Origin of the sequence: Coleofasciculus chthonoplastes PCC 7420, from assembly GCF_000155555.1 — a bacterium.
In the GTDB taxonomy this organism is placed as follows: domain Bacteria; phylum Cyanobacteriota; class Cyanobacteriia; order Cyanobacteriales; family Coleofasciculaceae; genus Coleofasciculus; species Coleofasciculus chthonoplastes_A.
This window is the reverse complement of the sequence record NZ_DS989884.1, coordinates 1-20,945: the sequence shown is the minus strand read 5'-3', so window position 1 is coordinate 20,945 and position 20,945 is coordinate 1. Positions and strand designations below refer to the sequence as shown.

The window sequence follows — 20,945 nt, the reverse complement described above, 5'->3', positions numbered from 1 at the left end:
AGTTTAATCGAGTCATTTGCTTGCTATGAAGGTCAATCTCCTGGAAGCCTTAACCCAAGTGCCAGACTTTCGCGCTAAAAGAGGACGACGTTATCCTTTGTGGTTACTTCTTTTGCTGGTGATTATGGGAACCTTGAGTGATTGTTTAGGTTATCGCGCCCGCTTAAGATTTTTGCCGTCGGCATCATGACGCCTTGGTCACAAGTCTACAATTGCCTCCAACTCGTTTTCCCTCTGACTCCACTTTTCGGCGGGTGATGATGGGAATAGATTTTGCCGATTTAGCCAAAATTTTCAATAGTTGGGTATATAGTAGCCTGACTAAGGGAGAACAAGACTGGTTAGGAGTTGATGGTAAAAGTATTAAGGCTACTGTCAGCAATTACGACCAAGCTTATCAAGATTTTATTAATGTAGTTTCGGTATTCAGCGCTCAAAAAGGAGTTCCCATTGCTCTCCAACAATTTCACAACAAACAAGGGAGTGAAATTGCTGTTGTGCAAAATCTCCTAGCTACTTTAGACCTAGAAGGAGTTGTTTTCACTTTGGATTCCTTACATTGCCAAAAAAAACTGTACAGTACCCTATCACCAAATAGTATACTACATCAGCAGTCTCACTATCAATGCAGCACAATTTGCCCAAGGTATTCGGGGTCACTGGGGCATCGAGAATCGTTTACATTGGGTTAAAGACGTGGTGTTAGATGAGGATAATTCTCGGATGCGACAAGGTAACGCTCCCGCTAATTTTTCTATTATTCGTAGTTTAGTATTAACTATCTTGCGCTACAATGGCTATTCATCTATAACCACCGGAATTCGGCTGATTAGTCATAACCTGGAACAAATTTTTCAGCTAATAGGAAATGTGCCGACTCGCGTTGTTGAGCCAAATCCTAGAACTTTTGTGGTTACTTGCTCCTAGGTGAGTGCTAGTGGAAAGAGCGATCGCCTCTTTGAGCCAAACCCCAGAACTTTTGTGGTTACTTGCTCCTGTGCGAGTGCTAGTGGAAAGAGCGATCGCGTCTTTGAGCCAAACCCTAGAACCTTTATGGTTACTTGTTCCTCAGCGAGTGCTAGTTAATTCGCGATCGCGTTGTTGAGCCAAACCCCAGAACCTTTGTGGTGACTTGCTCCTAGATGAGTGCTAGTGGAAAGAGCGATCGCGTCTTTGAGCCAAACCCCAGAACCTTTGTGGTGACTTACTCCTAGATGAGTGCTAGTGGAAAGAGCGATCGCGTAAAGTAACTATGTGTTCTAATGGTGTTCTTCTAGCCCAGAGTCGTCTTGCTGTCTGAATAGTCCTGGTCGCCCTAATTTTCTCTCATCACAATGAATTAGCCCTGCCTACAAGAGGGGGGAGGACAGAGGATGCTTCGCTTTTTTGGCAGGGGGGATGACAAAAGATGCTTCGCTTTTGTTTGATGGAGAAGGGGTATAAAGAAGCTTCTAGCATCACATCTAGAACATCTCTTCCTTCTTGCTCCCCTCTCCCCGGCGTGGGAGAGGGGCTGGGGGTGAGGGGTTTAGCTTAAGTTGACACCAATGACAGACGTGCGCCCAGAACAGTACAATCTCTTGCGCTGAATCGGGGCGGGTTTCGTCGCATCTGGGTGCAACCGAAAAGATAGTCGTAAAACCCGCCCCTACCACCCTGTACCTTAGCCCCCTAGCTCCCCCTCTCAGTAAGCTACAATTATTAAGAAACTTATAGTAGAATCAATCTCTCTCAAATCACTCCCTAACGCCTTTATGACTCTTCCGATTCGCAACGTTGCCATTATTGCCCACGTCGATCACGGCAAAACCACCTTGGTTGACGCCCTGCTCAAACAATCCGGTATCTTCCGTGAAGGGGAAGAGGTTCCTGATTGCGTTATGGACTCCAATGATTTGGAGCGAGAGCGGGGAATTACGATTCTGTCTAAAAATACAGCAGTTCACTATAAAGATATCTTAATCAATATCGTCGATACTCCCGGTCACGCCGATTTTGGTGGGGAAGTGGAACGGGTATTGGGTATGGTGGATGGTTGTATCCTGATTGTGGATGCCAATGAAGGACCGATGCCCCAAACCCGGTTCGTCCTGAAAAAAGCCTTGGAAAAAGGACTGCGCCCGATTGTGGTGGTGAATAAAATTGACCGTCCTCAAGCTGATCCCTACGGTGCTGTGGATAAAGTCCTGGATTTGTTTATTGAATTGGGGGCGGATGATGATCAGTGTGAGTTTCCCTATCTGTTTGCGTCTGGGTTACAAGGGTACGCTAAAGCCGATTTAAAGGACGAAGGCGTGGATGTGCAACCCTTGTTTGAATCCATCCTGCGCCATGTTCCGCCGCCTGTGGGTGATGTGAGCAAGCCTCTGCAATTGCAAGTCACGACGCTGGATTATTCGGATTATCTGGGTCGAATTGTAATTGGCAAAATCCATAATGGCGTAATTAAAGCGGGTCAGCAAGCGGTTTTAGTTACAGAAAGCGGGGAAATTGTCAAGACTAAAATTAGCAAACTCATGGGGTTTGAAGGACTCCAGCGGGTTGATTTAGAGGAAGCCTTCGCCGGAAATATTGTCGCGGTGGCGGGGTTTGCTAATGCCAATATCGGCGAGACGATTACCTGTCCCAATGAACCCCAAGCCTTACCGTTAATTAAGGTAGATGAACCGACATTGCAGATGACATTCTCGGTGAACGATTCGCCGTTTGCGGGTCAGGAAGGGGATTACGTGACTTCCCGACAATTGCGCGATCGCTTAATGCGAGAATTAGAGACGAATGTGGCTCTGCGTGTGGATGAAACCGATTCTCCAGATAAATTTTTAGTTTCTGGGCGGGGGGAATTACACCTAGGTATCCTGATTGAAACCATGCGCCGGGAAGGGTACGAGTTTCAGGTGTCTCAGCCACAAGTGATTTATCGGGAAGTCAAAGGTCAACCCTGCGAACCTTACGAAGTCTTGGCGCTAGACATTCCCGAAGAAGCCGTAGGTGGCTGTATTGAACGCTTGGGTCAGCGCAAGGGCGAAATGCAGAATATGCACGTTAGTGGTAATGGTCGCACTCAATTGGAATTTGTGATTCCCGCACGGGGTTTAATTGGCTTCCGGGGTGAATTCATGCGCCTGACTCGTGGGGATGGGATTATGAATCACAGTTTCTTGGATTATCGTCCGATTTCCGGTGATGTGGAAACCCGCCGCAATGGGGTGATTATTGCTTTTGAGGAAGGGGTAGCGACATTCTATTCCTTGAAAAATGGCGAAGACCGAGGTGTATTCTTTATTACACCAGGGACGCGGGTGTATAAGGGGATGATTGTCGGCGAACACAACCGTCCTCAAGATTTGGATTTGAATGTTTGTAAAACTAAGCAGTTAACCAACCATCGTTCCGCCACAGGGGATGAATTGGTGCAATTGCAAGCGCCAGCCGAGATGAGTTTGGAACGGGCGTTGGAATATATCGGACCCGAAGAATTGGTGGAAGTCACGCCCGAGTCGGTGCGGTTGCGGAAGGTGACGAAGAAGTTAGTCAGGCGTTAACCGTAGGGGCGCACAGACGTGCGCCCTAAACTGACGTGCGCCTATAGAGGGGAGCAAGAAAGGTGTTATATTGCAGGCGTAGTCACCTACATTTTTTATCATTAATTGTTCCAATTCCCCTTCTCCCCACGGTGGGAGAAGGGGTTAGGGGATGAGGGGGAAAATATCTAGAAACCTCTACAACCCCATCTCTCATCCCTCCACTCCCACAATCACCGCCAACGCCTCAGCAACCCGCCGCACTGGTTACTTACTAACAGCACCCCCTTGGAATTATTCTGCACAAACTCATCAAGCTGACGCTGCTCCTCCTCTCGCCCTTCAAAGGGCTGCTGGAGATACTCATGAACAATTCCCTTAACTTGAGCTTCTATAGCAGTAGACACATTGATTAGGACAAAGGCACCATTGTAGAGACGCGCCATGGCGCGTCTCTACATAAATGATGTGTCCTAACCGCTATGGCGGTTGCTATATCTCGTAGCCGATATACTGCTCACCAATGATGGAAATAGCCGATTCAGCCAGGGTTTGATTGAGGCGTTCAAATCCCTCTGTCTCTTGCTCCAGCCGTTGAATAACTCGGATAGCTCGCAGCGATTGCTCAGCAAACTGGCTGGGAATAATCGCCGGGTCAATTCCCAACCGGAACAGCACTTCTTCAAATTGAGCCTGATTCAGCCTTTTCAGACGCTGTAGTAGTTCGCCTCGACCATCCATTCAACCCTATCCACCTGATACCAACTTACCTTCTATCATGTCATGCTGAGTGTTCTATCTTGTCATTCTGGGTGTTCTAAGCTGTCATTCTGGGTGTTCTAAGCTGTCATTCTGGGTGTTCTATCTTGTCATGCATTTAAATTGGGAATGGGTAGCGAGCAAGATGCTCGCACTACAGGGATTTCGCTATGACTAATATTAAGGTTTAAATGCCGAGCAGCTTATTCTGTCATGCTGAGTGTTCTATCTTGTCATTCTGAGCGAAGCGAAGAATCTGGACAAATGCTGCGCTAGAGTTCCTTTCGCGAACCCTGACAGAATCAAACTGAGCTGGAAGCAGGCATTTGAGCAGCTTAAACGCCAAGATTCTCGGTGCAACGCCGGATGACACCTGGGCTGGGGGTGAAGCCGGAACAGGTGCAGGTGTCGTCTCACCTTTAAGTGGCGGCTTTCCTGACTTCCCCCGCATCCAATTCACCAGTTGCTGAAATCCTGCCTCATAGTTATCGTCATTAATGCTGACGTGGAGAAAAGATTGCAGAAAAAACGGCTTTTGGCAATCTTTGTAGAGAACCGGAATTAGGCGGCGGCTGGGAGCAAGAGGAGGCGATTGAAATCGCTGCTACACAAACAAAGCCTGCCTCCGCAGGCTAAATTGAGTCCTTACCTGGCGGACTTAGTTTGTATAGCCCCAGACTTCTAGTCTGTGGGCGATTGGCTACTACGGAATGCTTTCACCAATTAACGTAAATGCTGCCCAATCCCGGAGATCGGGATGTTTTTCCATCGTGGTTAACATCGCTTTTCGTAAAGCTTGGGCTTTGTCGGAATTTTGCTGTAAATTGGCATAAAATTCCTGCATTAAGAAGGCGGTTGGTGAGTCAGGAATTGACCATAAAGAGACAATCACACTAGACGCCCCCGATGCAATCAAAGCACTAGATAAGCTAGCCAAGCCATCCCCACTAATACTCCCTCGCCCCGTATTACAAGCGCTGAGAACCACTAACTCAGCATTTAGGTTTAAATCCAGGATTTCTCTTGCCGTTAGCCAGCCATTATCCGTCTGCGTTGGTGCTAACGCGATCGCACTTTCCCATCCTTGCTGTTCATCAAATATACCATGAGTGGCGAGATGAATCACTCGTGACGCGGGCATCTGCGGCACAATCTCTGCTTTAGTGGCTACCTCTCCCGTAATCGCTTGGGTATTCACTAAAGATGCAATCGCCTGAGCTTCTTGTTCAGCAGCAGGTAATGGCGAGAACTCTCCAGGCATGGGGTGAGGATTTCCCACGACTAACCATTGTTGCACAGAGTCGGGACGATTCACCCGAGTTCGCCGGGTAATATCCAATACCATTATCGCTGGAGCGGTTAAAATTGTGTGTTTTTCCAGCAAATAATTACCCAACTCATCTTGTAGAGGAGAGAAGGGAATCATCAACAGAGATTGTTGGGGAATGAAGATAACATGAGCGTTAGGATCAGTGGGCAATTTATCCGCGATCGGTTCAATTAAAACCTGATACAATTGCCTAAACGGTGGTATTTTACGCCGAGATAAACCAACACCCCACTGGGAAGCGGCGAGGGATTGACGGATATTGCTTACATAGTCTGTTAGGGTAGTTTTTTCTTTCTGCCCAAGTTGAGTAAGATTGCTCTGGCGAAAGGTGATTTTTCCGGTTGGTTCAATCACCCATATAAAGAGTTCTTCAGATTGATTCGCCTCAGCCAAGGGATTATCAATAATCGAGTATTCGATCAGAGTGGCGTTTCGCTCTTGGGCAATCTGTTGAATCTGCTCAATGGTTGGTTCTGCCATAGCAGCCGTAATTGTTGACCCGTTAGGATCACCCCTGTTTACTAATTCGCTCACCCACCTTACCCGACTCTGCTCAGACACTAAAAGTGCTTCCTTAATTTTACCCTGAGCAATTAATACTTTTTGCAGTAGCTGATAAATTGCTGCCTGTGTTTCTAATCGTTGGGATTGGATATCCTGGCTTTTAGGATGCGGTGATACCGATGCCAAACTCTGAATTCCTTGGCGTAACATTTGCTCAGCGGCTTGATATTGACCGTTTTGATATAGTCCCCATCCCAGATAATTTAAAGACTGGGCTATACCCACGCGATCGCGACTATCCTGATAGAGGGTTAATGCTTGCTGGCTAGACTGTATCGCCGCATCCAATTCCTGCTGACGCAACTGTTCAATCCCTTGGTTTAACCATCGCTCCGCCTCGGCTTTACGGGCATTAGTTGAGAACGCCAACAGAGGTGTTTTGGAGAATAATTCAGTTGAATTTAATCGCAACGGAACTGAGACACCAACAAAAATACTTACCAAGGTAGTGCATCCAAGCCTCTTCCATCCCATGATTAAACCCCTGATTCAGTATTTATTGAGCAGATATCCGAACGCTTACACTCTTATGCCTTCTGCATCATTGTTACATGCCAAAACTATTGGGATTATCTGGTTTACTTAAATCCAATGTCATTACCTGATTCAGCAAAGCTTGATTAGAATCTAAAACCGTCAATAATTGTTGAAACTGTACATTCATTTTTTGCTCCAATATTTTCAAATTTAAGACCACTTGTCGGGCTTTCTCTTCCGATAGACTGAATTTCCCCATAACCTGTTGAACTTCGTCCTGAGAAATCCGCACCGTCATCTGGGTAAACTCAGAGAGGCGAGGCGGAATTTTATTAATATTGTCCGCCTTATCGCCATGATTATAGAAATGAATCCCCTGACGATCTACAAAGAAATCGGCAAACGGTTTTAATCCTTCGTTGAGAACCATTTGCGTCGCTTGAATTGCTTCTGGTAGTATGTTTCCCAACCCAACATATACCATAAACCAAGCCAGAATATGATGCTTTGCTCCTAGGGATTCCTCTAACCGTTGAGCGACTTGAATCAAGAAATTTCTGGCAACTTGCGCTCGCAATGATTCCGGTTGTTCGCTAGGAATGTCATAGAGCGCTGTTTTCAGGAGTTTATTAAGACGGGGTTGATCTTGGTTGAGTGTAGCCTCAACCACGGCTGAAACTAAATGAGTGTGTATATTATCATTAGAGGGTTGAGAATCCATGGGATAACTCTTTCTCCTAAATTAGGTTCAAAAATAGCTGAGCAATAACAAAGATTGTACATTGTTCATGGTTCATGGTTCAGAGTATTCCTGCAACCAAACCGGATCTTTCCCATCATAGAGGAATGGAGGGCGATCCGTTTGCCAAAATGAACAACTGGACTCTGTTCAATCGGCTCGGATCGCCCTATACTCAAATCATTTGGTCAAAAGGTGTTTCCGCGACGTTTTGTTACATAGGCGCAGGTTCCTCAATCGTCCAAGGAATCGGCGCAGTGGTTTCTTGTCGTTCCAGATATTTACTCAACGCATAAGCCATATCTCCACGAGTCATAGGGGCGAGAGGATCAATAGAATTAGTCAGGGGATCGATATTAACAAACCCCTCATACAGAGCCGTGGCAATTGACTTTCTTGCCCAAGTTGGTATTTGATCAGCATCGGGATAGCGCGAAAGCAGTTCAGCCACCGTATCCTCTGGAAACTGAAACACCCCATAGGCTTGAGCTAAAATAGAGAATGCTTCAGCGCGAGTAACCCGTTGATTGGGAAAAAATCGTCCCTGACGGTAACCCGTCATCACATTATTTTGCCAGACTAATTGAATATCGCGATATGCCCAGTGAGAGGTAGGCACATCGAGAACAGCAATAGGTTCATCGGGTTGGGAGACTCGTTTTTCTAAGTCAAAGGTTTTGACTAAAATCGATGCTAATTCAGCCCGATTGAGGATTCGTTGTGCCTGAAAATCCCCCTCGCGATCGCGAGTCATCCATCCAGCCGCGATAACCTGTTCAACGGGGTCAAGGGTTGTTGACTCTTGGGCAACAACGGGAAGACTTTGCAGTAAAAATACCAGAGGTAGAATGCCAAAAATGCGACGCATAGTGTAAAGTACCAATCCTTTGATCAACGCCAATGTTTTCCAGAAGCATTGACGTTACCAGCAACGAGCGAGTTTCAACCAGATTAATTCGCTGCACCCTCCTTACACTAAGTTCGTAGTTGCATGAAGTGTACCATAAGCGCTAAAGCGCTTACTACAAACGCACCGATCGCGGATGTTCTCATCCAGTCAGGTTATCTTGATCAGCGATATCATATCCGGCGGTTCAAATGACATAAGACATAAGACATAAGAAAAATCTAGCGAAATAATTCAGCAAAAAACCGATTCATTGCCGCCCAAGAGCGCTTATCTGCCTTCTCATTGTAAGCCACTCCCGTTGAAGGATCATTCCCCGCATTCGGATCACTAAAGCTGTGAACAGCATTACCATACATAACCATTTGCCAGTCTACATTGGCATAATTCATTTCCCGTTTAAAAGCGTCAACTTGCTCATCAGGAACTAAAGGATCGGCTGCACCATGCAACACCAGCACTCTACCTTTAATCGCTTGAGCATCTGCGGGATTGGGTGTATCTAAATTACCATGGAAGCTAACAACCCCAGCCACTGGCGCACCACTGCGGGCTAATTCCAATACTGTACCGCCCCCAAAACAATAGCCGATCGCGGCAACTTGATTTCCATCCGTCAACGGATATTGTTGCAACACTTGTAATCCAGCCTGGGCGCGATCGCGCATTAATTGGCGATTGGATCGATAAATCGTCGCTTGTTCTCTGGCTTCTTCATTAGTTTTGGGTCGAATTCCCTTACCATAAATATCAGCGGCAAATGCCACATACCCTAATTCAGCAAGCTGTTTTGCCCGTTGCTTCTCGTAATCTCCCAATCCTTTCCAAGCGTGAACCACCATCACGCCAGGGCGCTTTCCCTGAATCTCGTCATCGTAAGCCAGAAAGCCTTGGAGTATAGTATCACCCTGTTGGTATTCAATCACTTGAGTGCGGACTTCAGCTAGAGCAATGGCTGAACTCAAGAGAGTAAATAGTGGAGCGACGATCAGCGAGGTGAGTAGAGGTTTCATAGCCGTTAGGGTGAGTTACTTAGTTAGGATATATCATCTGAATAAGATTCGGAACTAGCCGTTAGTGGTTCAAATCCGTAGATACGTTGCGGCGGAATGTCTGTAAAAATTCAATCCTCTAACTCTTTATTTTGCCGCCCGATGAGTATCCTTATCGAGTAATAATTGAACCACACTAGCAGGATTTTCTGCCCCCATCACCGCACCAATGACAGCAACGGCTTTTGCCCCTTGTGCGATCGCGTCACTCACTCGCCCTGGTTCAATTCCACCGAGGGCGACTAATGGGCGATAACTGCGCTTAACGCTATCTCTCAACCCCTGTAAGCCCAATGTGTTGCGCTGATCATCTGGTTTTGACAAAGGTGAGTATACTGGACTAATCGTAGCATAGTTAGCCAAACCAATATCATCCTGATCCAGTGCGTCGGTTCCATGACGCGAGACTCCTATAAGCATCTCAGGTGGAAGTTGTTGACGTACAGGTGCAATAGCTGTCGTTGATGATAGATGAACTCCCGCCAGATTGTATTCTAATGCTAATTGAGGATAACTGTGTACGAGCAACAATACACCCGTCGAGTCAGTTAACGGCTTCAAGTTACTAATTAGAGTAGCAATCTCTGAAATTGTCGCTTTTTTATCACGGACAAGTATAGCAACACACCGAGAATTAATGTCGTTGAGGATACTTGTTAGAGTTTGCTCTACAGTTCGACCCGCCCGATGACAAGCGGCTTTGTCAGTGATGAGTAAAAGCTCGAATGATAGAGCAGAACAATTATTAATCATTAGCAAGCATTTTGTGGCAATTAGGTTTTATGCTGAGATAAAAAGCAGAAAATATTGGAGTTGTACAGCCAGCCCGACTTAAAGGATAGTAAAATACGTTTCAGTGGGGCTAATGGGTAAGAGTTTTAAGGTTTGATTTTTCAAATCCAGTTCAATTCCCAATGCTTCTAGTGGGATAACGCCTAGTAAGGGATCACTTCCTCCTGGAAGTTCCAAACATTCAAATGTTCCCTCCCGTCCACACAGAGAGATTTTGGCATCTTGAAAGATTCTCGCTTTGCCAATTCCTGTAGCTGTGGCGACATCAATTTCTTTAAGGAGTTTTAATCCTAACTGATTAATGATAGATTTAGACAGACACAAGGTTGTGGCTCCCGTATCGACTAAAACGTTAGTTAAGGTGATAGAGCGCACTCGATCAGCAGGAATCAGACCATCTTCGGCATTAGCTTGATCAATACGATTAGTGATAACTAGGGTCGTTTTAACTTTTCCCATTAAGTTATTAGTAGTAGGTTGCATAATTATAAATGAAACGATAGGATTTTGGTTGAAATTGAGGGCTTGTGCCAAGTAAGTAATGCGTCCGGCTTCGCGGTTGCGTCTTAGCTCTTGAAGAACGTGATAGTCGTATTGGTCAAAATCTGGATGGTTGCTCATTGGTCTGATACTGCTTCCCCATGATCTGAATTATAAGCGCGATCGCTCCCTAAACAGTACGGCAGAAATACTTGGGTATTTTCTTGACGGCTGTTCAAATAATCGACCCCGACTACTTAAACTAGAAGATAGAGGTTTAGATTTTGCATCATGGTCACGCTTCAACTCCGACAACTCGACGTACCCCCCGGTCAACGATTGCTGATCCATGATGTCGATTGGTCAGAATTTGAACAAATCTTGAACGAGTTGGGTGAAAAACGCACCGCTCGAATTGCCTACAGCCAGAAAACATTAGAAATCCGGATGCCACTACCCAAACATGAGCGAGAAAAATCGATTATTGGTGATCTAGTCAAAATTATATTAGAAGAATTAGAAATAGACTGTGAATGCTTTGGTTCAACCACCTTCAAACGTCAAGAGATGGGTTACGGCATTGAACCAGATGAATGCTTCTACATCCAAAATCATCAAGTCATGGTGGGTAAAGAGCGCATCGATTTATCAGTTGATCCACCGCCCGATCTGGCTATTGAAGTGGATGTCACCTCGAAAACTCAGATGGAGAGTTACATTAGCTTAGCAGTGCCAGAACTTTGGCTGTGCGATCGCGGCGAACTGAAGATTTATACCTTACAATCAGGACAATATCAGTCAGTTTCTACCAGTCCCACATTCCCAGGACTACCGATTTTAGACCTCGTAGCAGACGTTCTCACCCAAAGTAGCACGATTGGTAGAAGTCCTGCCCTACGAGCCTTTCGTAAGCAAATCCGAAATCTCAATTCTCAAATCTCCTATGGCGATTAGTTAATGTACCAGATCCCCGATTTCTAGATCTCCGACTTTTAGATCCCCGACTTCTTCAACAAGTCGGGGATCTCTCTCTAAAGTATGGCTGATTACTGATTACAGTTTGTGATGGTGAAACGCTCGATTTCTGGGCAAAATTCATCAGATCGTCTAGATTGGATTCGCATACGACTGATATAACAATTGACTATGCCCGAAGAAAAACCCACTGAACCGAAAACACTCACCCTAAAACCGGGTACATTATGGTCAACGGTTCAAAAGACAACCGAACACGCCCTCCAATGCGGCGCACTGCAACCCATCGCAACTGAGTATGAGTTTGTCGAACAGGATGGGATTCGCTTTCTGGTGCGGATTGTCTCTAACCTGGATCGCAAAGCCAAAGCCAAGAAGCAGCAGCAGAAGAAAAAAGCTGACTTTAACCCCTTTCTCCCTTACGAGGAAGATTTATTCGTGGCTGATATTTCCGATACTCACCTGTGTCTGTTAAATAAGTTCAATGTGGTTGATTATCACCTCCTGATCGTCACACGAGAGTATGAAGATCAAGATAATTGGCTCACCTTATCCGATTTTCAGGCAATGTGGACAGGTTTAGCGGAAATTGATGGTTTAGCCTTCTATAACGGCGGCAAAATAGCGGGTGCAAGTCAGCGACACAAACATTTACAGCTTGTTCCTTTACCCCTCACCCCAGAGAAACCCAAGCTACCCATCGAACCCGCGATCGCATCGGCTAATTTCCAGGGTTCAATAGGTACAATACCCAGTTTTCCCTTTGTTCATGCCCTAACCCGATTCGATCCCAGTTGGATAGACTCCCCAGACATTGCCGCTAAAGCCACTCTGGACGCTTATCACAGACTTCTAGAAGCAGTGGGTAAGCCATACGAGGGCATCAAACAATCCGCCCCCTACAACCTGCTAGCCACACGAGAATGGATGCTGCTTGTGCCGCGATCGCAAGAAGAGTTTGAATCCATCTCCGTCAATTCACTTGGCTTTGCGGGGGCGCTGCTGGTTCGCAATTCCCAGCAAATGCAGAGTCTCAAAGACGTCGGTCCTCTGACTATCCTCAAACATGTATCGAATTAATAGTACCGATCCCCGACAACTCCTACGAAGTCGGGGATCTCAATATCAGATCTCAAACAATCTGGTTAATCGCTTCAGTCGGACCGACTAAAGAAATATAAGGTTCCCCAAAGAAACGCTGTGCCGCCGCTTGTGCCATCTCTGGCGTCACTCGGGCAATCTGCTGCTGAAACTTCAGATCAAACTCAATGCCCAATCCTAGGGTTTCATACCAGCCATAAATCTGGGCAAGTTGAGCATTGGTTTGTTTCCCTAAAGCATATTGACCCAGAAGTTTATTTTTAGCCGCTTGCAATTCCGCTTCACTCAACCTCAAGCTGCAAAGGCGTTCTACTTCTGTCCGCAATCCCTCCATCGCGATTACTGTATTTTCTGGGGCGGTTCCCATATACGTCACAAATAGGGAATCACACTGGCGCGTGGGGTAAAACGCCGAAACATCATACGCTAACCCTCGTTTTTCCCGCAATTCCACAAATAAGCGACTCGAAAGCCCATTCCCTAGATAGGTATTCAGCAGTTTTAGCGCCCCATAATCTGGATCAGTAACCGATGAGGCTAAATACCCCAGCATTACCACCGATTGTTGGGTTTCCTGAGGGGTGACAACGTGGCACGGTTGAGGAGTAATTAAGGGTAACGTCAGTGTTGGTAAGGGAGTTGAGGGGGGTTGCCAATCTCCAAAGACTTGTTCAATCTGCTGTACGGCGGCTTCCGGTGAAATTCGCCCAGCGACACTAATAACTAGGTTATCCGGGCGGAAATAGGTTTGATGATACTCTTTTAAATCTGTCGGTAACAATTCAGAAACCGTGGCTTCTGTACCCAATACAGAGACAGCATAGGGGTGATCCTGATATAATGCCTGTCGCAACTGCTCAAAAGCAACGCTAAAGGGTTGTTCTTTTTGGGAACGAATATCCTGAATCGTTAGATAGCGTTCCAATTCTACCTCAGTTTCCGGGAAACTAGGCGATCGCAAAATCTGCCCCGCTAGCTTTAACATATCTAGCCAGTCGGAGGATACCGTTTTCAGCGATAATAAAAAGTAATCCGTGGCGGCATCTGTATTCAGTTGAGCGCCGACTGATTCGACTCGTTCGGCGATTTCAATTGAGGTCAGGTCTTGGGTTCCTTTGGTCAAAACAGCCGCTAGGAGATGGGTTAATCCTGCCTTATCTCGTGGTTCTCGTTGGCTACCCGTGCGAAAAAATAGGCGAGAGGCAATAATATCAGCGGCTGAATTCTCGATAGCGATAACGACAATACCATTATCTAAAACCGTGCGATGGATAATGGACTGTTGGGGTGAGGCAGTTAGACTAGAAGGCATAATTGATAATTTAAAGTTCAAAATTTGGTCGGGGTGGGTTTAGTTGCATCCGGGTAAGGATAAGAAACGATAGTCGTCAAACCCGCCCCTACAGACGCACCATGTAGAGACGCGCCATGGCGCGTCTCTCAAAATAATTCTCCCATCAGCAAATCTTCACTCACGGGTTTTAGAACAGTTACGGCATAATGATAAGGAGAAAGATAACGCTGCGCTAAGTGCATCAAGTCTACGGGAGTCAGTCGTTGAATTTGAGCGGGATACGTTACGGCTAATTCTGCGGATGCGATCGTGTTGTAATATCCATACAATCCAGCGATTTGACCAGCAGCTTCGGTAGAGAAAACATAGTCATTACACAATAATCGCTGACAGCGACGCATTTCTTCAGAGGATATAGGTTTCTGCTGTAGTCCTAGTAAATGCTGACAAATCAACGCTTCGACTTGCTCTAAATTCTCAGGCTCAAGATAGGCATTGATCGTAAACAAGCTAGAATCCCGCTGGAGTGAAAAACCACTGCCAATATCTTGAACCAGCCGATCTTGCTCACGTAATTGTCTCACTAACCGGGACGAGCGTCCATCGGCTAATAATACCGAAAGTAAATCTAAACCATAAGCATCTTTTAACTGATCCACACCGGGTCCCACCCAAGCCATAAATAGACGGGCTTGTTCAATTCGGGGTAAATACAGTTCCTGACGCCGAATCTCAGTCATCGGGGGTTCGGCTTCGGCGGTTAAGTGGGGACAATCACCAGGAGTGGCAAACGAGGTAAAAGACTGATTGACTAAATTTAGCGCTGATTCTTGTTCTACCCCACCAATAATCACCACTGTCATATTCTCCGGTTGGTAGTGACTCCCGTGGAAACGGCGCATCTGCTCAGACGTGTGCGCCCTCAATTGTTCTTCGCTACCCAAAACCGAGCGCCTATAGGGGTGATATTGGTATATTATTTCTGAGAGTGCCTGAAAACCTAACCAGTCAGGATTGTCGTAACAGGAGCGAATTTCTTCTAGAACCACATCTCGTTCGCGATCAAATTCGATGTCAGGAATCGCTGGCGATAACAGTAAGTCCGCTAATGGGGGTAAGGTTTCGTCAAGGTATTGAGCGGCGGTGGTAATGAAGAAATGGGCATAATCGTGGCTAGTCGCCGCATTTGTCAGCCCTCCATGACGTTCAATCACCTGATCAAATGCACCGGGAACCAGTCGCTGTGTCCCTTTGAAAATCATGTGTTCCAAAAAATGAGCCATCCCGCACCATTCATCGGGTTCGACAATTGCCCCAGCCCTCACCCAGACATCAACCACAACGACAGGTGTTGCGGGTAAATGCTGGTGAATGACAGTTAACCCATTGGCGAGTTTGAATATATCACCCGGAAATTTGGTAGAAATCAGTGGCTCAGATAGCAATTTCTCTAAAATCTCAAATGTCGGTTAAGTTAAATTAGTCCCATCTTAGCGTCTGAGGGCGTTTATGATGAAATTTGCTTAAACCATACATAATAAAGCAAAGTAAGCCAGGTTGTAGGGGCGGGTTTGACTGATAACGCTTTGGAGACAACCTTTAACTTTACTCAACCCGCCCTGGTTAGGGAATCTGAGAAGCAGCAGAACTATGTCTAGAAAAATCGACCAAATTCTGGTTATTGATGTCGAAGCGACGTGCTGGCAAGGAAAACCGCCACCGGGACAAGAAAGCGAAATTATCGAAATTGGGGTTTGTCTGCTGGATTGCCATTCCCATTCCGCTGTTAAGACAGAGAGTATGTTGGTTAAACCTGAACGCTCAACGGTAAGTGAGTTTTGTACGGAGTTAACCACATTAACCCAGGAACAAGTGGATCAAGGCATGTCCTTTGCTCAAGCCTGTGAACGTCTCCAAAAACGGTATTTATCCCATCAACGAGTTTGGGCAAGTTATGGGGAGTATGATAAAAATCAATTTCAAAAACAATGTCAATCCTTTGGCGTTGAGTATCCGTTTGACTCGCGCCATATCAATGTGAAGACATGGTTTGCTCTGGCTTATTCGTTACAGAAGGAAGTTGGTATGTTAAAAGCCCTGTTTTTGCTCAAGCTGTCGTTGCAAGGTACACACCATCGCGGCGTTGATGATGCAGCGAATATTGGGCGAATTTTGTCTCAATTACTGTGGAATCAGGACAGGAGATTCAACCGCTATTTAGATTAAGAGAATAGGGCTGGCTGAATAAGTATAGCAGTAGACACATCGACTAGGACTTTCGGCACCATTGTAGAGACGCGCCATGGCGCGTCTCTACATAAATGATGTGTCCTAACCGCTATGGCGGTTGCTATAGTTGTTGATTTGTGCAAGTAGGTCACCCTTACACGAAGACAAAAGCAGGGGTCTGTCAATGTTTTTAATTGTAAAATCTATTCCACAACTTACCACTGAGGAATTCCGCCTAATAAAAGTCCGGCGGCACACTTAGTTAACGGTTTAGAAAATAAATACCCTTGTCCTTGTTCACAGTTTAATAGTTTTAATTCAGTCAATTGTTCGAGAGTTTCTACACCTTCAGCAATCACATCCATTCTTAAACTATGAGCGAGAGTAATAATCGTTCGGATAATCTCAGTATTGCGATTTTTCGGATTCATCTTGCTAACAAAAGAACGATCAATTTTGAGAGTGTTCACGGGAAAGCGATGTAAGTAACTTAAGGATGAATATCCTGTGCCAAAGTCATCCACTGACAACTGGATATTTCTGGCTCTCAATTGTAGCAGCATCTTGGTGACAGTTTCAGCATTTTCCATTAAGATACTTTCAGTAATTTCTAGCTTTAAAAAACTGCCATCTAAACCTGTTTCTGCTAAAATATGATCAATTTGCTCAATTAGATCCGGCTCCTTAATCTGTTTGCCCGATAAATTGACACTCATTTTCAATGGCTCTGGTGTAGGGAATTGGGTGTGCCACATCCGCAGTTGACGACAAGCTTCATGAAGTACCCACTCTCCCAGAGGAATAATCAGTCCAGTATCTTCAGCAACTGGGATAAACTCTGCTGGAGAGACTAAACCAAGTTCTGGATGTCGCCAACGCACCAGTGCTTCAAATCCGGTTAGCATCCCTGTTACTAATGACGTGATCGGTTGATAATAAACTTCAAATTCCTGCCGTTCCAATGCTCGTCGCAAATCATTTTCCAATCTCAACAATTCTAGGGCGCGAGCATGCATAATTTTATCAAAGATTTCGTGACGGGCTTTGCCGAGTTCTTTTGCCCGATACATGGCAATATCAGCATCCCGCAAGATATCTTCGCTGCGCTCATATCCTGTGGAACTGAGAGCAATGCCAATACTAGCACTCGTAAACACTTCATGATTATTCAGGTTAAAGGGGGCTTTTAAGGTTGCCTGAATCCGCTCAGCTACACGAGTAGCATCTTTTATATCTTTGATATCTTCTAGGAGAATCGTAAATTCATCGCCACTTAAATGGGCAACGGTGTCAGTGGTTCGTACACACTTTTCTAGCTGACGGGCGGTGGCAGTTAGGAGTTGATCCCCGACATCATGCCCCAAGCTATCATTCACTACTTTAAAGCGATCCAAATCCAGGAACAGAACCGCAAATAAATAATCCTGATTCCGTTTGGCTAATTTAATTGCATGGTTAACCCGCTCCATAAATAGAGTCCGATTCGGTAACCTGGTTAAGTTATCATGTAAAGCATCGTGGCATAACTGTTCTTCGACGTGTTTGTGGTGACTAATATCAGTAACCGAGAAAACAATATGGGTGATAACTCCGTCGGCATCTTTTAAGGGAGCGCCATTAACCGAAAGGTATTTACGGGTTCCATCCGCCCATTCAATCGCGTGCTGGACATCGAAAACGGGTTGACCTGTTACCATCACCTGTTGGAATGGTAGTTGTTCCTCTGGAAAGGGTCCGCCTTGAAAATCAGTAATCTGCCAAGTAGGACAGTTGTATCGACGTTCTACTAATTCGGATTGAGTCAAACCGAGGACTTGCTGCGATCGCGCGTTGGCAAAGATGATGTTACCTTGAGTATCAACGACGGTAATCGCCGCTATACTGGTTTGCATGATGCCCTGGAGTAGGTCATTTTCGGGACAGAGTTGGACTTCGGCTTGTTTGCGTTGGGTGATATCCCTGGCAATCCCATCAATCCGAATCACAGTACCTGTCTCATCCGCGATCGCACAAACGCGATTGTGTATCCAGCGCACCTCCCCATCAGGTCGGACAATTCTGTATTCTACGGCTTGATTACCGCTTTCTCCTAAACTCTGAAACTGCTGCTGAACTCGCTGGCGATCATCGGGATGAATCATCAACTCCCATAGAGTTGGCTGATCATACAGTTCACAAAGGGTTCTGCCCAAAATGGTCTCGGCAGCTTGATTAATATACAGTAGCTTATAAGTTTGGGCTGACGCTGACCAAACGACCTCGTCTAGAGAATTGAGAATAGCCGGGATGAGCTGGTGTCTTTTTTGCGACTTGGGTTCTATTCCATTATCTTGAGTAATGTTCATGCCTAATTGTTTGTGCCAATGAGTTCTATCGGCGTCCCAAACAACCTTTTTCGAGACAGCCTCTGAATAGCTACATTGATTTGTTAATAATTCAAGAGGGAGCGACGTTTCCCTGTATCAGCGAATACCCTGACGCCATTGAGATAACCGTTGTTGTGCCGATTTGTCAAGGGAATGCATTAAAAAACGACCGCGAGATTGTTTGGGCGATCGTTGTCGGCGGCGGACTCGACGACTTGTGCAATGAACATCGCTAATTAACTGTTGCGAGGACATCCATTCTGCCCCATACCCAGTAACGGTTAGCTGCTGCGCCCGATCTGAAGTTGCGACGATTAATCGTTGCTTGAACAGCTTCGGTTTACTGCGAACAGCCGCACAAAATTTTTCGATGTAGCTATCGGCGGTCTGACCAAAATCTGTATAGCAGATGGATACATGGGGGGTTATATCTTCGTGGCGCGTTCCAGTCGGTTGATAGTGAGCGTCAAAGACGACTTTAGTTTTATAACCGCGAAAGGCACTATAGTTAATTAAAACCTCAACTAATTCTTGCCGCGCTGCCAATAGTCCATGGCGATCGCGCATCTTGGTCAAACTCGACTCGGTGCCGATGATGTTATAACCATCAACCAGTAAAGTAACCTGGGGTGGGGGAGAGGGCATTTTTCAAGGTTAATTTAATATTTTTTGTTAATTTTTCTCAATCTCCTCTTTATATTAATTTATGATGACAGTTTTGTCTCACCTAGAAGCCGTTGCTTGAGTCGCTCCGGTTCTCCCTGTGCTACCACCCGCCCATTTTCCAGCAAAAATGCGCCGTCACAGTAATTCAACTCTTCCAACCGATGAGTCACCCAAAGGGCGGTTAACCCACGACTTTTGACCAAGCGCTGAACTTGAGCCACCAGATCTAACTGAGTATCGGGATCAAGCAAAGCTGTTGGCTCATCCAATAAAAGGATCTCAGACTGACGCGCGATCGCACCCGCAATAGCAATACGCTGCTTTTGTCCCCCACTCAGAGCGTAAATCGGGCGTCGTTGTAAATCCAGCAAATTGACAGCGGCTAAGGCTTCGGTGACTCGGGCGCGAACTTGGGCGATCGAAAGTTTCTCCTCCACCAATCCAAACGCCACATCTGCACCGACTGTCGGCATAACCAGCTGATGGTCAGGATTTTGGAAGACAAATCCAATGAGTCCCGAAATCTGTATCTCACCCGAATCAGGTGACAATAATCCAGCTAGCAACCGCAACAATGTTGATTTACCACTGCCATTTGTCCCCAAGAGCATCCAAAACTCACCCTTGGGAACTTCTAGAGAGCAAGCGTCTAAAACCGATGCTCCACTAGACCAACTGAAGCATAGATCCTGTACCGTAATTGCGGTTTGAACCATGACGTTGGTGATTACTGTTGTTCTTCAGCTAAGGCAAAGAAACCGGGTGTACGCCCTGCCCCCACAGCACCAGATTTCTGAGAAATCATCACCGCACTGATCTCATTGGTGAGAACGCCAATTTTCTTATCGGACTGGTGTTCACACGTCAGTTCCATGAACTCAGGTTTACCCGAACTCATTGCTTTCATAATTTCCTGGTAAGTTTCTTCCGCCGCTTCTGCTGACTTCCGTTGCACGGATAAGGGGAAGGGCGTGTTTTTCAAAGTCAAGTCAATCGTGAACATGCTACTCTCAAGCGCGATACTCTCCCTCTTATCTTAGACGGGAGTTGGCACAGATGAGGGAGCTGGGGTGCGGAGGGGTGGAGGAGCTGGGGGAGCTGGGGGAGCTGGGGGAGCAGAGGGAGCTGGGGGAGCTGGGGGAGCTGGGGGAGCTGGGGAAGCTGGGGGAGCTGGGGAAGGACGAATGACGAATGACAAATGACAAATGACGAATGACGAATAACAGTGGCAAAATTTGAAAATTTCTTTTAAGATAAGTTCAAGACCGTAAAGAAAAGTAAACTTTACTCACAATCGGGTCAATTATCTGCTTAGGCACAGCCTGAGTCGGTTGACCGAGTAAGATGGCTTTTCTTTCGTACTTATAAATTCTTGGAGATCTACACGTTATGACAATAGCTGTCGGACGCGCTCCCAGCCAAAGAGGATGGTTTGACGCACTCGATGACTGGCTAAAGCGCGATCGCTTTGTATTCATCGGTTGGTCAGGTCTACTCCTGCTCCCTTGCGCCTACTTGGCGGTTGGAGCTTGGCTGACGGGTACAACTTTTGTGACATCTTGGTATACCCACGGTTTAGCCTCTTCCTACTTGGAAGGCTGTAACTTCCTGACTGTGGCGGTTTCCACTCCCGCCGATACCTTCGGTCATTCCCTACTGTTACTGTGGGGACCTGAAGCCCAAGGCGACT

23 protein-coding genes and 3 pseudogenes are annotated in these 20,945 nt (G+C 46.1%); 12 read left to right on the top strand and 14 right to left on the bottom strand.

Going from position 1 to position 20,945, the window contains the following annotated elements:
- Window positions 1-25 precede the first annotated feature (25 nt).
- From MC7420_RS37630 to typA, 6 genes and pseudogenes are all read left to right on the top strand, one after another.
- On the top strand, window positions 26-190 hold the full coding sequence (locus tag MC7420_RS37630) for a transposase family protein (RefSeq protein ID WP_006106517.1): 165 nt from the start codon (window positions 26-28) through the stop codon (window positions 188-190).
- A gap of 4 nt (window positions 191-194) precedes the next feature.
- Window positions 195-524: pseudogene (locus MC7420_RS41000) on the top strand (ISAs1 family transposase); the annotation flags it as partial.
- A gap of 76 nt (window positions 525-600) precedes the next feature.
- Window positions 601-733 (top strand): annotated as a pseudogene (locus MC7420_RS44270) (ISAs1 family transposase); the annotation flags it as partial.
- On the top strand, window positions 724-927 hold the full coding sequence (locus MC7420_RS44265; protein WP_198016631.1) for a hypothetical protein: 204 nt from the start codon (window positions 724-726) through the stop codon (window positions 925-927). The pseudogene MC7420_RS44270 and the gene MC7420_RS44265, both read left to right, overlap by 10 nt.
- A gap of 4 nt (window positions 928-931) precedes the next feature.
- Entirely contained in the window at window positions 932-1,105 is a 174-nt protein-coding gene (locus tag MC7420_RS40995; protein WP_157453450.1) for a hypothetical protein, read from the top strand.
- Between the two features lie 649 nt (window positions 1,106-1,754).
- Entirely contained in the window at window positions 1,755-3,545 is a 1,791-nt protein-coding gene (typA, locus tag MC7420_RS34170) for a translational GTPase TypA (protein ID WP_006106534.1), read from the top strand.
- A 212-nt stretch (window positions 3,546-3,757) separates the two neighbouring features.
- Here typA and MC7420_RS34165 read toward each other — a convergent pair whose 3' ends face one another.
- Entirely contained in the window at window positions 3,758-3,970 is a 213-nt protein-coding gene (locus MC7420_RS34165) for a hypothetical protein (protein WP_006106543.1), read from the bottom strand.
- A 46-nt stretch (window positions 3,971-4,016) separates the two neighbouring features.
- Window positions 4,017-4,265, bottom strand: a complete 249-nt coding sequence (locus MC7420_RS34160; protein WP_006106525.1) for a hypothetical protein — start codon at window positions 4,263-4,265, stop codon at window positions 4,017-4,019.
- 344 nt (window positions 4,266-4,609) lie between these two features.
- Here MC7420_RS34160 and MC7420_RS40990 point away from each other — a divergent pair, with 344 nt between their 5' ends.
- Window positions 4,610-4,753: a hypothetical protein gene (locus MC7420_RS40990; RefSeq protein WP_006106550.1), complete on the top strand. Its 144-nt coding sequence runs from the start codon at window positions 4,610-4,612 to the stop codon at window positions 4,751-4,753.
- A 233-nt stretch (window positions 4,754-4,986) separates the two neighbouring features.
- On the opposite strand, the gene MC7420_RS34150 is transcribed toward MC7420_RS40990, so the two are convergent.
- From MC7420_RS34150 to MC7420_RS34125, 6 genes are all read right to left on the bottom strand, one after another.
- Window positions 4,987-6,621, bottom strand: a complete 1,635-nt coding sequence (locus MC7420_RS34150; protein WP_006106541.1) for a CHAT domain-containing protein — start codon at window positions 6,619-6,621, stop codon at window positions 4,987-4,989.
- Between the two features lie 103 nt (window positions 6,622-6,724).
- The gene (locus tag MC7420_RS34145) at window positions 6,725-7,375 is read right to left on the bottom strand and encodes a hypothetical protein (protein ID WP_006106515.1); all 651 of its coding nucleotides are present in this window, start codon (window positions 7,373-7,375) and stop codon (window positions 6,725-6,727) included.
- A gap of 232 nt (window positions 7,376-7,607) precedes the next feature.
- Window positions 7,608-8,261, bottom strand: a complete 654-nt coding sequence (locus MC7420_RS34140) for an S-layer homology domain-containing protein (RefSeq protein WP_044211325.1) — start codon at window positions 8,259-8,261, stop codon at window positions 7,608-7,610.
- 260 nt (window positions 8,262-8,521) lie between these two features.
- Window positions 8,522-9,313: a dienelactone hydrolase family protein gene (locus MC7420_RS34135; protein WP_006106539.1), complete on the bottom strand. Its 792-nt coding sequence runs from the start codon at window positions 9,311-9,313 to the stop codon at window positions 8,522-8,524.
- 126 nt (window positions 9,314-9,439) lie between these two features.
- Complete coding sequence (locus MC7420_RS34130; RefSeq protein ID WP_006106521.1) at window positions 9,440-10,105, bottom strand: thiamine phosphate synthase; 666 nt, start codon at window positions 10,103-10,105, stop codon at window positions 9,440-9,442.
- A 78-nt stretch (window positions 10,106-10,183) separates the two neighbouring features.
- Window positions 10,184-10,627, bottom strand: a complete 444-nt coding sequence (locus MC7420_RS34125) for a retroviral-like aspartic protease family protein (RefSeq protein WP_044211334.1) — start codon at window positions 10,625-10,627, stop codon at window positions 10,184-10,186.
- Between the two features lie 288 nt (window positions 10,628-10,915).
- Between MC7420_RS34125 and MC7420_RS34120 the strand changes: the two genes are divergently transcribed.
- Both MC7420_RS34120 and MC7420_RS34115 read left to right on the top strand, forming a co-directional pair.
- A complete protein-coding gene (locus tag MC7420_RS34120; RefSeq protein ID WP_006106530.1) occupies window positions 10,916-11,578 on the top strand; it encodes a Uma2 family endonuclease in 663 nt (220 codons plus the stop codon).
- Window positions 11,579-11,770: 192 nt separating this feature from the next.
- Window positions 11,771-12,679 carry an ATP adenylyltransferase family protein gene (locus MC7420_RS34115; RefSeq protein ID WP_006106518.1) on the top strand — a complete coding sequence of 303 codons (909 nt, stop codon included), beginning with the start codon at window positions 11,771-11,773 and terminating at the stop codon, window positions 12,677-12,679.
- Window positions 12,680-12,731: 52 nt separating this feature from the next.
- Here the strand turns inward: MC7420_RS34115 and MC7420_RS34110 are convergent, their stop codons facing one another.
- On the bottom strand, window positions 12,732-14,012 hold the full coding sequence (locus MC7420_RS34110) for a M16 family metallopeptidase (protein ID WP_006106512.1): 1,281 nt from the start codon (window positions 14,010-14,012) through the stop codon (window positions 12,732-12,734).
- 128 nt (window positions 14,013-14,140) lie between these two features.
- A complete protein-coding gene (locus MC7420_RS34105; protein ID WP_006106536.1) occupies window positions 14,141-15,439 on the bottom strand; it encodes a M16 family metallopeptidase in 1,299 nt (432 codons plus the stop codon).
- A 205-nt stretch (window positions 15,440-15,644) separates the two neighbouring features.
- Here MC7420_RS34105 and MC7420_RS34100 point away from each other — a divergent pair, with 205 nt between their 5' ends.
- Window positions 15,645-16,220 carry a 3'-5' exonuclease gene (locus tag MC7420_RS34100; protein ID WP_006106547.1) on the top strand — a complete coding sequence of 192 codons (576 nt, stop codon included), beginning with the start codon at window positions 15,645-15,647 and terminating at the stop codon, window positions 16,218-16,220.
- A gap of 218 nt (window positions 16,221-16,438) precedes the next feature.
- Here MC7420_RS34100 and MC7420_RS34095 read toward each other — a convergent pair whose 3' ends face one another.
- The 4 genes from MC7420_RS34095 to MC7420_RS34080 all read right to left on the bottom strand — a co-directional run bounded on the left by MC7420_RS34095 (window position 16,439) and on the right by MC7420_RS34080 (window position 20,258).
- Window positions 16,439-18,568 (bottom strand): putative bifunctional diguanylate cyclase/phosphodiesterase, encoded by a 2,130-nt coding sequence (locus MC7420_RS34095; protein WP_006106526.1) that lies wholly within the window; start codon window positions 18,566-18,568, stop codon window positions 16,439-16,441.
- Window positions 18,569-18,685: 117 nt separating this feature from the next.
- On the bottom strand, window positions 18,686-19,234 hold the full coding sequence (locus tag MC7420_RS34090; RefSeq protein ID WP_006106532.1) for an NYN domain-containing protein: 549 nt from the start codon (window positions 19,232-19,234) through the stop codon (window positions 18,686-18,688).
- A 59-nt stretch (window positions 19,235-19,293) separates the two neighbouring features.
- Entirely contained in the window at window positions 19,294-19,971 is a 678-nt protein-coding gene (locus tag MC7420_RS34085) for an energy-coupling factor ABC transporter ATP-binding protein (RefSeq protein WP_006106537.1), read from the bottom strand.
- 11 nt (window positions 19,972-19,982) lie between these two features.
- Complete coding sequence (locus MC7420_RS34080; RefSeq protein WP_006106524.1) at window positions 19,983-20,258, bottom strand: hypothetical protein; 276 nt, start codon at window positions 20,256-20,258, stop codon at window positions 19,983-19,985.
- A gap of 67 nt (window positions 20,259-20,325) precedes the next feature.
- Here MC7420_RS34080 and MC7420_RS43685 point away from each other — a divergent pair, with 67 nt between their 5' ends.
- Both MC7420_RS43685 and MC7420_RS34075 read left to right on the top strand, forming a co-directional pair.
- Window positions 20,326-20,457, top strand: a complete 132-nt coding sequence (locus MC7420_RS43685) for a hypothetical protein (RefSeq protein WP_006106531.1) — start codon at window positions 20,326-20,328, stop codon at window positions 20,455-20,457.
- 187 nt (window positions 20,458-20,644) lie between these two features.
- Window positions 20,645-20,945 (top strand): annotated as a pseudogene (locus MC7420_RS34075) (photosystem II D2 protein (photosystem q(a) protein)); the annotation flags it as partial.